Consider the following 12,581-nt stretch of genomic DNA (forward strand, 5'->3'; position numbering starts at 1 on the left):
GCATGTCTGCCCGCCTGATCTATGTGATGGACCCGATGTGCTCCTGGTGCTGGGGTTTCGCGCCAGTGGCCGCGGCCCTGATCGCCCAGGCGCATGAGGCGGGTGTGCCCACCCACCTGGTGGTGGGCGGGCTGCGCACGGGCGGCAGTGCGCTGGACAGCGCCACCCGCAAGTACATCCTCGAACACTGGCAGGCGGTGGCCGATGCCACGGGCCAGGCGTTCCGCTTCGAAGGGGCCATGCCGGACGGTTTCGTCTACGACACCGAGCCGGCCTGCCGCGCCCTAGTCAGCGCCCGCGAACTGGGTGGCGAGCGCGTCTGGCCGCTGCTTGCGCTGATCCAGCGCGCGTTCTACGAGCAGGGCATGGACGTGACCACCGCACCACAGCTGGTCGACCTGGCTGAACAGGCCGGTTTCGACCGTGCCGAATTCGCCTCCACCTTCGCCCAGGCCGATACCCGCGCCGCCACCGCGGCCGATTTCGTGTGGGCCCAGGACCTGGGCATCGCCGGTTTTCCGACCCTGCTCGCCGAGCGCAACGGCCAACTGGCGCTGTTGACCAACGGCTACCAGCCGTTGGAGCGCCTGCAACCATTGCTCGGCCGCTGGCTGCAGCAGGCCACCTGTGCTTGACCTGCCTGGGTCCCCCGACCCGGTACCGGGCAAGCCCTGCACGGCGGCCGATCGGCTGAGCTGGGCGGAAATCCGCCGGCTGGCCCTGCACCACCGCAAGCAGCTCTGGTCGGCCAACCTGATCGCCGTGCTCGCGGCCTGCTGCAGCGTGCCCATCCCGCTGTTGCTGCCGTTGCTGGTAGACGAAGTGCTGCTCGGCCATGGTGATGCGGCACTGAAGTGGATGAACCACCTGCTGCCGTCGGGCTGGCAGGTGGCTGCCGGCTACATCGGCCTGATGCTGTGCCTTACCCTGTGCCTGCGCCTGGCCGCCTTGGCCTTCAACGTGGTGCAGGCCAAGTTGTTCGCCGGCCTGGCCAAGGACATCGTCTACCGCCTGCGCATCCGCCTGATCGAGCGGCTCAAGCGTATTTCGCTGCAGGAATACGAAAGCCTGGGCAGTGGCACGGTCACCACGCACCTGGTCACCGACCTGGACACCCTCGACAAGTTCGTGGGCGAAACCCTCAGCCGCTTCCTGGTGGCCATGCTCACCTTGACCGGCACGGCCGCCATCCTGATCTGGATGCACTGGCAACTGGCGTTGCTGATCCTGCTGTTCAACCCGCTGGTGATTTATTTCACCGTGCAGTTGGGCAAACGCGTCAAGCACCTCAAAAAGCTCGAGAACGACAGTACCGCGCGGTTCACCCAGGCCCTGGCGGAAACCCTCGATGCCATACAGGAAATACGTGCCGGCAACCGCCAGGGCTATTTCCTCGGCCGGTTGGGGCTGCGCGCCCGCGAAGTGCGCGACTATGCCGTCGACTCGCAATGGAAAAGCGACGCCAGTGGCCGCGCCAGTGGTTTGCTGTTCCAGTTCGGTATCGACATTTTCCGCGCGGCGGCAATGCTGACCGTGCTGTTTTCCGATCTGTCGATCGGCCAGATGCTGGCGGTGTTCAGCTACCTGTGGTTCATGATCGGCCCGGTCGAGCAGTTGCTCAACCTGCAATACGCCTACTATGCCGCCGGCGGCGCCCTCAACCGCCTCAACGAGCTGCTGGCGCGGGCAGACGAGCCGCAGTACCCGGCGGCCAGCGACCCGTTCGCCGGCCGTGACACGGTCGGTATCGAGGTGCGTGACCTGCGTTTTGCCTATGCCGATGAGCCCGTGCTCGACCACCTCGACCTGTCGATCGCGCCGGGTGAGAAGGTGGCCATTGTCGGTGCCAGCGGCGGCGGCAAGAGCACCCTGGTGCAACTGCTGCTGGGCTTGTACAGCGCCCAGGCCGGGACCATCCGCTTTGGCGGGGCCAGCTTGCAGGAAATCGGCCTGGAAACCCTGCGCGAAAACGTGGCGGTGGTGTTGCAGCACCCATCGCTGTTCAATGACACCGTGCGTGCCAACCTCACCATGGGCCGTGACTGCAGTGACGAGGCCTGTTGGCAGGCGCTGCGCATCGCCCAGCTGGACGCCACCATCGCCGCCTTGCCGCAGGGCCTGGACAGCGTGGTGGGGCGGTCGGGTGTGCGCCTGTCCGGCGGCCAGCGCCAGCGCCTGGCCATCGCCCGCATGGTGCTGGCCGAGCCCAAGGTAGTGATCCTCGACGAGGCCACTTCGGCGCTGGACGCGGCCACCGAATACAACCTGCACCAGGCCTTGGCGCGCTTCCTCAGTGGCCGCACCACGCTGATCATCGCCCACCGCCTGTCGGCCGTGAAACAGGCCGACCGGGTGCTGGTGTTCGATGGTGGGCATGTGGCGGAAGATGGCGACCACCAGCAGCTGATTGCCGAAGGCGGGTTGTATGCCAAGCTGTACGGGCATCTGCAACAGAGCTGAATCCTGGGCCGACCCAGGCTGCGCAAAGCCCCCGCTGCCTTGTCATAAAAATCCCCTTCACAGCGATGGCAAATGGCCTACGCTGTGCTTGTCTGGGTCGATTTGCGCCTTATCTGCTCTGTGACAGGGACTCCATGAAGGGACATCGCACACTCGAAGCGCCAAAGTTGCTGGGCATTACCTGGCCCTTCATCGCCGTCGTGGTCTTCCAGGTGGCGCTGGGTAGTCTCAGCCTGTACACGCTGTCGTCCGTGCGCGCTTACGTTGCGGGCGAGAGTTTGTGGTCCAAGGCGCAGAAAGATGCCATCTATTACCTCAACCTGTACGCCGAGACCCGCGACGAGGGTACCTACCAGCGCTATCGCCAGGCCATAACCGTGCCCCAGGGCGACCAGAAGGTGCGCGAGCTGCTCGACCAGCCGCACCCCGACCTGGAAGCCGCGCGCCAGGCGGTACTCCAGGGCGGCAACCATGCCGACGACGTGCAACGGATCATCTGGTTCTACCGCAACTTCCGCAACATCAGCTACATGCAGACTGCCATCGACTACTGGAATGTCGGTGACGATTACCTGGAGAAGCTGGATGTGCTGGCAGGCGAGATGCACCAGCGCTTCGCTGCAGGCCCAGTGGACGCCGCTGCGGTCGAGGCCTGGAAAGCGCGCATCGTGAGCATCAACGAAGGGGTAACGCCGGCGGCCAAGGCCTTCAGCGATGCGCTGGGCGAAGGGTCGCGCATGCTGCTGCGGGTGCTGCTGTTCACCAACCTGCTGACGGCCATGTTCCTGATCAGCATTGCCTGGCGCCGCTCGAGCAAGCTGCTGGCCCAGCGCCAGGCCTTCGCCAGTGCCCTGCAGGAAGAAAAAGAGCGGGCGCAGATTACCCTGCAGGCCATCGGCGACGCGGTGATAACCACCGATGTGGAGGGCTGCATCGGCTACATGAACCCCGCCGCCGAACAGCTGACCCACTGGCAGGCCGCCCAGGCCCAAGGGTTACCGCTTTCGGCATTGTTCAGCCTGGTCGACGAGCACGCCGAAGAAAACGGCACCAGCCTGGTCGAACAGGTGCTAAACGGCAGCCTCAACGGCGGCGCCGAGCATGCGCGGCTGATCCAGCGCCTGGACGGCAGCACGGTATCGATCAACCTGGTGGGCTCGCCAATCGTCAATGACGGGCAGGTTGCCGGCATTGTGCTGGTGCTGCACGACATGACCCAGGAGCGCCAGTACATTGCCAACCTGTCCTGGCAGGCTACCCATGATGCCCTGACCGGGCTGGCCAACCGCCGCGAGTTCGAATACCGCCTGGAGCAGGCGCTCAATGGCCTGGCCCGCCAGGCCGGGCGGCATTCACTGATGTTCCTGGACCTGGACCAGTTCAAGCTGGTCAATGACACGTGCGGCCACGCCGCTGGCGACGAGCTGCTGCGGCACATCTGCGCCGTGCTGCAGTCTGGCCTGCGTGAGGGCGACACCTTGGCGCGGCTGGGGGGCGACGAATTTGGCGTGTTGCTGGAAAACTGCCCCAGCGACCAGGCCGAGCGCATCGCCGAGCAACTGCGCCAGCTGGTGCAAAGCCTGCACTTCGTGTGGAAAGGCCGCCCGTTCGTGACCACGGTCAGCATAGGCCTGGTGCACATGGCCCAGGCCCCCAGCACCCTTGAAGCCTCGTTACGTGCCGCGGACATGGCCTGCTACATGGCCAAGGAAAAAGGCCGCAACCGCGTGCAGGTGTACCACGCCGACGACAGCGAGCTGTCCATGCGCTTTGGCGAAATGGCCTGGATCCAGCGTTTGCATGTTGCCCTGGAAGAGAACCGGTTCTGCCTGTACGCGCAGGAAATCGCCCCGCTGAAAACCTTCGAGGGGCCGGGCCATATCGAAATTCTGCTGCGCCTGCACGACGAAAGCGGCCGCACCATCCTGCCCAGCAGCTTCATTCCGGCCGCCGAGCGCTACGGCCTGATGACGGCGCTGGACCGCTGGGTGGTACGCAATGTATTCATGGTCATCCGCCAGTGCCTGGACGAGGGGCGGGAAGGGCCGCTGTCGACCTGCGCGATCAACCTGTCGGGGTCGAGCATCGGCGATGACAAGTTCCTGGAATACCTGCAGCGGCTATTTGTCGAGTACGCCATTCCGCCGCGGATGATCTGCTTCGAAATCACCGAAACCAGCGCCATCGCCAACCTGGGCAGCGCCATCCGCTTCATCAACGAGCTCAAGGGCCTGGGTTGCCGCTTCTCGCTCGATGATTTCTGCGCCGGCATGTCCTCGTTCGCCTACCTCAAGCATTTGCCCGTGGATTACCTCAAGATCGACGGCAGTTTCGTCAAGGACATGCTCGACGACCCGGTCAACCGGGCCATGGTCGAAGTCATCAACCATATCGGCCATGTGATGGGCAAGCGCACCATCGCCGAGTTTGTCGAAACGCCCCTGATCGAGCAGGCCCTGCAGGAAATTGGCGTGGATTACGCCCAGGGCTACCTGATCGAACGCCCCCAGGTGTTCACCTGTGACAGTCTGCAGCGCCAACGGATCGCCGCCCGGCCTCTGTTGCAGCGTGCACCTGGCACCTTTCGTTAGCTGGAAATCACAAGGACCAAGGAGCTGAAAGTGATTGATGCATTCGTTCGTATCGGGCCGTTGATGGACCCGGCCAGTTACCCCCAATGGGCTCAGCAACTGATTGAAGATTGCCGCGAGAGCAAGCGCCGGGTCGTGGAGCATGAGTTCTATGCACGCCTGCGCGATGGCCAGCTGAAGCAATCGACCATTCGCCAGTACCTGATTGGCGGCTGGCCGGTGGTGGAGCAGTTCTCGCTGTACATGGCCCACAACCTGACCAAGACCCGCTACGGTCGGCACCAGGGTGAGGACATGGCACGGCGCTGGCTGATGCGCAATATCCGGGTCGAGCTCAACCATGCCGATTACTGGGTGAACTGGTGCCAGGCGCATGGTGTGCACCTGCACGACCTGCAGGCCCAGGACGTGCCGCCGGAGCTCAACGGCCTGAACGACTGGTGCTGGCGGGTGTGTGCCACCGAGAACCTGGCCATTGCCATGGCCGCGACCAACTATGCCATCGAAGGCGCGACGGGCGAATGGTCGGCAGTGGTGTGTTCGACCGACACCTACGCCATGGGCTTCCCGGAGGAAGGGCGCAAGCGGGCGATGAAATGGCTGAAGATGCACGCCCAGTATGACGATGCGCACCCGTGGGAAGCGCTGGAAATCATCTGTACCCTGGCCGGCGAGAACCCCAGCCTGGGCTTGCGCACCGAGTTGCGCAGGGCGATCTGCAAGAGCTACGACTGCATGTTCCTGTTCCTGGAGCGGTGCATGCAGCTTGAGGGGCGCCAGCAGGGGCGTATGCGCCCGGCGTTGGCCGCCGGGTAGGCCCGGCCCGCTGCGAAGCAAGGCCGCGATGGGCCGCGCTGCGGCCCCCGCAATCCCAGCCGTTACTGGGCGTTCAGCGCCTGCCCATTCACGGCCTTGCTGTCCGGCCCCATGAGGTAGAGGTACACGGGCATGATTTCTTCAGGCAGCGGGTTGTTCTGCGGGTTCTCGCCAGGGTAAGCCTGCGCCCGCATTGCTGTGCGCGTGGCCCCGGGGTTGATGCTGTTGGCCCGCACCGGCGCCACGCCTTCCAGTTCGTCGGCCAGGGTCTGCATCAGGCCCTCGGTGGCGAACTTCGACACGCCGTAGGCGCCCCAGTAGGCACGGCCCTTGCGCCCCACGCTGCTGCTGGTGAACACCACCGAGGCGTCTTCCGACAGCTTCAGCAGCGGCAGCAGGGTGCTGGTGAGCATGAAGGTGGCATCGACGTTGATGTGCATCACGCGCATGAAATGGTCGCCTGACAGCTGTTCCAGTGGCGTGCGCGGGCCGATGATCGAGGCGTTGTTGAGCAGGCCGTCAAGGCGGCCGAACTGCTCTTCGATCATGACCGCCAGGTCGTCGTACTCATGTGCCTGCGCGGTTTCCAGGTTGAACGGAACGACCACCGGCTGCGGATGCCCGGCGGCCAGGATCTGGTCGTAGACCTCGTTCAGGTTGGCTTCGGTCTTGCCCAGCAACAGCACGGTGGCGCCCAGCGCGGCGTAGGCCTTGGCAGCAGCAGCGCCAATGCCGCGGCCGGCACCGGTAACCAGGATGACCCGGCCTTTGAGCAGGTCGGGGCGGGCGGTGTAGTCGAACATGGTTCTGTCCTTCGAGTTCGTGAGGGCGACCCCGTCCCCTGTAGGAGCGGGTTTACCCGCGAATGCGTCAGCCCAGACAACACTGGCGCCTGATCGCACGCATTCGCGGGTAAACCCGCTCCTACAGGGGGTGGTGCCCGGGCATCAGTCTGGGTTCAGCAGCCGCACAGCGCGCTGTCGATCACCTTGCGCAGGTCCAGCGGGTGGTCCACCACCACGTCGGCGCCCCAGTGGTTGGGGTTGTCTTCTGGGTGAATATAGCCGTAGCGCACCGCGGCGGTACGGGTGCCGGCGTCACGGCCCGACTCGATGTCGCGCAAGTCGTCGCCGACGAACAGCACACTGGCCGGGTCCAGGTTCAGGGTGTTGCAGGCCAGGATCAGCGGCTCCGGGTCCGGCTTGCTGTTTTTTACGTGGTCCGGGCAGATCAGCAGCGCCGAACGCTCGGCCAGGCCCAGTTGCTGCATGATCGGCTCGGCGAAGCGCACCGGTTTGTTGGTGACCACGCCCCACAGCAGCTTGCCTTTCTCGATGTCGGCCAGCAGTTCGGCCATGCCGTCGAACAGCTTGCTGTGCACCGCGCAGTTGCGCTGGTAGCGTTCGAGGAACTCCAGGCGCAGGGCCTCGAAGCCTTCGGCTGCAGGGTCCATGGCGAAGGTGGCGGCGACCATGGCCCGCGCACCGCCGGAAATCACCCCGCGGATCAGCGTGTCATCGACCGGCGGCAGGCCGCGTTCGGCGAGCATGGCCTGGCAGATGGCGATGAAGTCCGGCGCCGTGTCGAGCAAAGTGCCGTCCATGTCGAAGAGTACCGCTCGCAAACGCATGCTCATTCCTCGCGCAGGGTCTGGATCATGTAGTTGACGTCGACGTCGCTGCTCAGCTTGTAGTGCTTGGTCAGCGGGTTGTAGGTCAGGCCGATGATGTCCTTGACCTGCAGGCCGGCATCACGGCTCCACGCGCCCAGTTCGGAGGGGCGGATGAACTTCTTGAAGTCATGGGTGCCGCGCGGCAGCATCTTCAGGATGTACTCGGCGCCGACGATGGCCAGCAGGTAGGCCTTGGGGTTGCGGTTGATGGTGGAGAAGAACACCTGGCCGCCCGGCTTGACCATGCGGTAGCAGGCACGGATCACCGACGACGGGTCGGGTACGTGCTCGAGCATTTCCAGGCAGGTGACCACATCGAATTGTTCAGGCATTTCTTCGGCCAGCGCTTCGGCGGTGATCTGCCGGTACTCCACCTGCACGCCGGACTCCAGCTGGTGCAGCTGGGCCACGGCCAGTGGCGCCTCGCCCATGTCGATACCGGTAACGCTGGCGCCGCGCAGGGCCATGGCTTCGCTGAGAATGCCGCCGCCGCAACCTACGTCCAGCACCTTCTTGCCGGCCAGGCTGGCGCGTTCGTCGATCCAGTTGACGCGCAGCGGGTTGATTTCATGCAGCGGCTTGAACTCGCTTTCACGGTCCCACCAGCGGTGGGCCAGCGCTTCGAACTTGGCGATTTCGGCGCGGTCGACGTTGCTCATTGGGCAGTCCTCAGAAGCTTGGCTATTAAGCTGCAAGCTGCAAGCCCCAGGCAGCAAGAAAAAGCAGACCTTGTACGCATTCGCTTTTTCCTGCCGCTCGTAGCTTGCAGCTTGCGCTCGAAAAGGCCGGAGTATACCCGAGCGCTCGGCCCCCAGGCTCGCTATAATCGCCGGCTTTTGATATCCGAACGACAGGGAGAGGCAATGCGCGAGCGACTATTGGCGGCGGAGAAGGTGACCGCGATCCGCTGGCAGGGCGGCGTCCTGCACCTGCTCGACCAGCGCCTGCTGCCGTCCCGGGAGTGCTGGCTGGCCTGCGACAATGTCGCGCAGGTGGCAGCCGCGATCCGCGACATGGCGGTGCGCGGTGCTTCGGCGATCGGTATCGCGGCGGCCTATGGCCTGGTGCTGGCCCTGGAAGAGCGGCTGGCCGAAGGTGGTGACTGGGAGCTGGACCTGGAAGAGGACTTTCTTACCCTGGCCGAGGCGCGCCCCACGGCTGCCAACCTGTTCTGGGCACTGAACCGCATGCGCGAGCGCCTGCAGCGCCTGCGCCCGGACGAAGACGTGCTGGCCGCGTGCGAGGCCGAAGCGCTGGCCATTCACGAAAGCGACCGTGAAGCCAACCTGACCATGGCCCAGCACGGCACCGAGCTGATCCGCCGCCACCAAGGCAACGCCCAGACCCTGCTCACCTATGGCAATGCCGGTGCGCTGGCCAGTGGGGGCTTCGGCACCGCGCTGGGGGTGATCCGTGCCGGTTACCTCGAAGGCATGGTCGAGCGGGTGTATGCCGGCGAGACGCGCCCCTGGCTGCAGGGCTCGCGCCTGACCGCGTGGGAGCTGACCAACGAAGGCATCCCGACCACCCTGTGCGCCGATTCGGCGCTGGCCCACCTGATGAAGACCAAGGGCATCACCTGGGTGGTGGTGGGGGCGGACTGCATTGCCGCCAATGGCGACATGGCCGGCAAGATCGGCACTTACCAGCTGGCGGTCAGCGCCATGCACCATGGCGTGCGCTTCATGGTGGTGGCGCCCAGCACCAGCATCGACCTGAACCTGGCGACTGGCGAGGATATCCCCCTGGAAGTGCGTGAGGCCGATGAACTGCTGGATTACGCCGGCACCCGCGTGGCCCCGGAGGTCGAGGTGTTCAACCCGGTGTTCGACGTGACCCCGGCAGACCTGATCGACGTGATAGTGACCGAGCGCGGCATTGTCGAACGTCCGGATACCGCCAAGCTGGCGCAGTTGATGTGCCGCAAGCGCCTGCATTGACAAATGTGCCGGCCTTTTCGCGGGTAAGCCCGCAAAGAGGCCGGCACAGGCAACAGCAAATCAAGATTCGAACCTGCTTCTGGCTGCCCGCCACATCTCCCCACCGCACCCGCCTTTGTGGTAACATCCGGCAGTTTCCAAGACCGCCCATCACGGCGGCCTTCATTGCGCAGATCCATGGCACAACTCATTGATTTGTCGTAAGTCGTCGCACCCTTATGCGCTGCGGCGGCGAGCTTCGTTCGGCCCTTGATGGAGCTGCGAAGTTTCACCAGAAAAAGGAATCAGGCTTCTCATGGGCGAACTGGCCAAAGAAATCCTCCCGGTCAATATCGAAGACGAACTGAGACAGTCCTACCTCGACTACGCGATGAGCGTGATTGTCGGGCGAGCGCTGCCCGATGCACGTGACGGCTTGAAGCCCGTGCATCGTCGCGTTCTCTATGCGATGAGCGAACTGGGCAACGACTGGAACAAGCCGTACAAGAAATCCGCCCGTGTGGTCGGTGACGTGATCGGTAAGTACCACCCGCACGGCGACACTGCGGTCTACGACACCATCGTGCGTATGGCCCAGCCTTTCTCGCTGCGCTACCTGCTGGTCGATGGCCAGGGCAACTTCGGTTCGGTGGACGGCGACAATGCCGCGGCCATGCGATACACCGAAGTGCGCATGACCAAGCTGGCCCACGAGCTGCTGTCCGACCTGCACAAGGAAACCGTCGACTGGGTGCCCAACTACGACGGCACCGAGCAGATCCCGGCGGTCATGCCGACGCGTATCCCCAACCTGCTGGTCAACGGTTCCAGCGGTATTGCCGTGGGTATGGCGACCAACATTCCGCCGCACAACCTTGGTGAAGTCATCGACGGTTGCCTGGCGCTGATCGACAACCCGGAAGTCACCGTCGATGAACTGATGCAGTTCATCCCCGGCCCGGACTTCCCGACAGCCGGCATCATCAACGGTCGCCAAGGCATCATCGAGGCCTACCGCACCGGTCGCGGCCGCATCTACATGCGCGCCCGCTCCGAGGTCGAAGACATCGACAAGGTCGGTGGCCGCCAGCAGATCGTGATCACCGAGCTGCCGTACCAGCTGAACAAGGCGCGGCTGATCGAAAAGATCGCCGAGCTGGTCAAAGAGAAGAAGATCGAAGGCATCACCGAGCTGCGCGACGAGTCCGACAAGGACGGCATGCGCATCGTCATCGAGCTGCGCCGCGGCGAAGTGCCGGAGGTGGTGCTCAACAACCTCTACCAGCAAACCCAGCTGCAGAGCGTATTCGGCATCAACGTGGTGGCCCTGGTGGACGGCCGCCCGCGGCTGCTCAACCTCAAGGACCTGCTCGAAGCGTTCGTCCGTCACCGCCGTGAAGTGGTGACCCGCCGTACTGTCTTCGAGCTGCGCAAGGCCCGCGAACGCGGCCACATCCTTGAAGGCCAGGCGGTTGCGCTGTCCAACATCGACCCGGTCATTGCCTTGATCAAGGCTTCGCCTACGCCTTCCGAGGCCAAGGAAGCCCTGATTTCCACGCCGTGGGAGTCCAGTGCCGTGCAGGTCATGGTCGAGCGCGCCGGTGCCGAGGCCTGCCGCCCTGAAGACCTGCCCGAGCAGTATGGCCTGCACGATGGCAAATACTTCCTGTCGCCGGAACAGGCCCAGGCCATTCTCGACCTGCGCCTGCACCGCCTGACCGGCCTGGAGCACGAGAAGCTGCTGGCCGAGTACCAGGAAATTCTCGAGCAGATCGGCGAGCTGATCCGCATCCTCAACAGCGCCGAGCGCCTGATGGAAGTGATCCGCGAAGAGCTGGAGGCCATCCGCGCCGAGTACGGCGATGCCCGCCGCACCGAAATCCTCAATGCCAGCCACGACCTCAACTACGGCGACATGATCCCGGAAGAAGAGCGCGTGGTCACCATTTCCCACGGTGGTTACGCCAAGACCCAGCCGTTGTCCGCTTACCAGGCCCAGCGTCGTGGCGGCAAAGGCAAGTCGGCAACCGGCGTGAAGGACGAGGACTACATCGAGCACCTGCTGGTCGCCAACAGCCACGCCACGCTGCTGCTGTTCTCCAGCAAGGGCAAGGTGTACTGGAAAAAGACCTACGAAATTCCGGAAGCATCGCGTGCCGCCCGTGGGCGCCCGCTGGTGAACCTGCTGCCGCTGGAAGAGGGTGAGCGCATCACCGCCATGCTGCAGGTGGACCTCGAGGCCCTGCAGCAGAACGCCGACCTTGACGAAGAGCTGGAAGACGCCGACGACACCGTGCTCGAAGGTGAGCTGGTCGAGGCCGAGGAAGTTGACGAAGAAGACGGCGACACCCCTGAGTGGGTGGCAGAGCCGACCGGCGCGTACATCTTCATGGCCACCGCTTCGGGTACCGTCAAGAAGACCCCGCTGGTGCAGTTCGCCCGCCCGCGCTCCAATGGCCTGATTGCCTTGAAGCTCAAAGAAGGCGATACCCTGATTGCAGCGGCCATCACCGACGGCGCCAAGGAAGTGATGATGTTCTCCGACGCTGGCAAGGTCATTCGCTTTGCCGAGAGCGTGGTGCGTGAAATGGGCCGTAACGCCCGTGGCGTGCGGGGCATGAAGCTGGGCAAGGGGCAGCAGATTATTTCCATGCTGATTCCGGAGTCCGGCGCGCAGATCCTGACCGCTTCCGAGCGTGGCTTTGGCAAGCGTACCCCGCTGTCCAAGTTCCCACGCCGCGGCCGTGGCGGCCAGGGTGTGATCGCCATGGGTACCAAGGGGCGCAATGGCTTGCTGATTGGCGCCATCCAGGTGCACGAAGGCGAGGAGATCATGCTGATCTCCGACCAGGGCACGCTGGTGCGCACCCGAGTTGGCGAAGTGTCCAGCCTGAGCCGCAACACGCAGGGTGTGACCTTGATCAAGCTGGCTGCCGACGAAACACTGGTTGGCCTGGAGCGGATCCAGGAACCGTCCGAGGACGAACTTGACGATATGGTCGAGGCGGGCGAGGAGGGTGTCGAGGCGGAAGTGCCAGACAATGACGAAGCTGCAGGCGCCGAAGAGGCCCCGCAGGAGTAAGCAGGTGTAAAACCCGAACGGGGCGACCAAGGTCGCCCCGT

The 12,581-nt window shown here is 64.3% G+C and carries 9 protein-coding genes; 6 read left to right on the plus strand and 3 right to left on the minus strand.

Annotation, left to right across the window (positions count from 1 at the left end; genetic code table 11):
• The first annotated feature begins 2 nt into the window (after positions 1–2).
• The 4 genes from K4A76_RS06380 (at position 3) to K4A76_RS06395 (ending at position 5,867) form a co-directional block, all read left to right on the plus strand.
• On the plus strand, positions 3–635 hold the full coding sequence (locus K4A76_RS06380; protein ID WP_274411750.1) for a DsbA family protein: 633 nt from the start codon (positions 3–5) through the stop codon (positions 633–635).
• Positions 628–2,460 (plus strand): ABC transporter ATP-binding protein, encoded by a 1,833-nt coding sequence (locus tag K4A76_RS06385; protein WP_029886223.1) that lies wholly within the window; start codon positions 628–630, stop codon positions 2,458–2,460. The genes K4A76_RS06380 and K4A76_RS06385 overlap by 8 nt, the downstream gene beginning before the upstream one ends.
• Positions 2,461–2,594: 134 nt before the next feature.
• Positions 2,595–5,051 carry an EAL domain-containing protein gene (locus K4A76_RS06390; RefSeq protein ID WP_009686008.1) on the plus strand — a complete coding sequence of 819 codons (2,457 nt, stop codon included), beginning with the start codon at positions 2,595–2,597 and terminating at the stop codon, positions 5,049–5,051.
• A 30-nt stretch (positions 5,052–5,081) separates the two neighbouring features.
• Entirely contained in the window at positions 5,082–5,867 is a 786-nt protein-coding gene (locus K4A76_RS06395; protein ID WP_054890379.1) for a TenA family transcriptional regulator, read from the plus strand.
• Positions 5,868–5,929: 62 nt separating this feature from the next.
• Here K4A76_RS06395 and K4A76_RS06400 read toward each other — a convergent pair whose 3' ends face one another.
• The 3 genes from K4A76_RS06400 to ubiG all read right to left on the minus strand — a co-directional run bounded on the left by K4A76_RS06400 (position 5,930) and on the right by ubiG (position 8,198).
• Positions 5,930–6,670 carry a YciK family oxidoreductase gene (locus K4A76_RS06400; RefSeq protein ID WP_054912794.1) on the minus strand — a complete coding sequence of 247 codons (741 nt, stop codon included), beginning with the start codon at positions 6,668–6,670 and terminating at the stop codon, positions 5,930–5,932.
• A gap of 155 nt (positions 6,671–6,825) precedes the next feature.
• Entirely contained in the window at positions 6,826–7,497 is a 672-nt protein-coding gene (gene mupP, locus K4A76_RS06405; RefSeq protein ID WP_232892974.1) for an N-acetylmuramic acid 6-phosphate phosphatase MupP, read from the minus strand.
• Between the two features lie 2 nt (positions 7,498–7,499).
• Positions 7,500–8,198, minus strand: a complete 699-nt coding sequence (ubiG, locus tag K4A76_RS06410) for a bifunctional 2-polyprenyl-6-hydroxyphenol methylase/3-demethylubiquinol 3-O-methyltransferase UbiG (RefSeq protein WP_009686004.1) — start codon at positions 8,196–8,198, stop codon at positions 7,500–7,502.
• A 204-nt stretch (positions 8,199–8,402) separates the two neighbouring features.
• On the opposite strand from ubiG, the gene mtnA reads away from it, so the two are divergent.
• Positions 8,403–9,479, plus strand: coding sequence for an S-methyl-5-thioribose-1-phosphate isomerase (gene mtnA, locus K4A76_RS06415; RefSeq protein WP_029886219.1), 1,077 nt, complete (start codon positions 8,403–8,405; stop codon positions 9,477–9,479).
• 295 nt (positions 9,480–9,774) lie between these two features.
• Complete coding sequence (gene gyrA / locus K4A76_RS06420) at positions 9,775–12,540, plus strand: DNA gyrase subunit A (protein ID WP_009686002.1); 2,766 nt, start codon at positions 9,775–9,777, stop codon at positions 12,538–12,540.
• Positions 12,541–12,581: the final 41 nt, after the last annotated feature.

This window comes from Pseudomonas sp. NEEL19, assembly GCF_028751975.1.
GTDB classification, from domain to species: Bacteria; Pseudomonadota; Gammaproteobacteria; order Pseudomonadales; family Pseudomonadaceae; genus Aquipseudomonas; species Aquipseudomonas juntendi.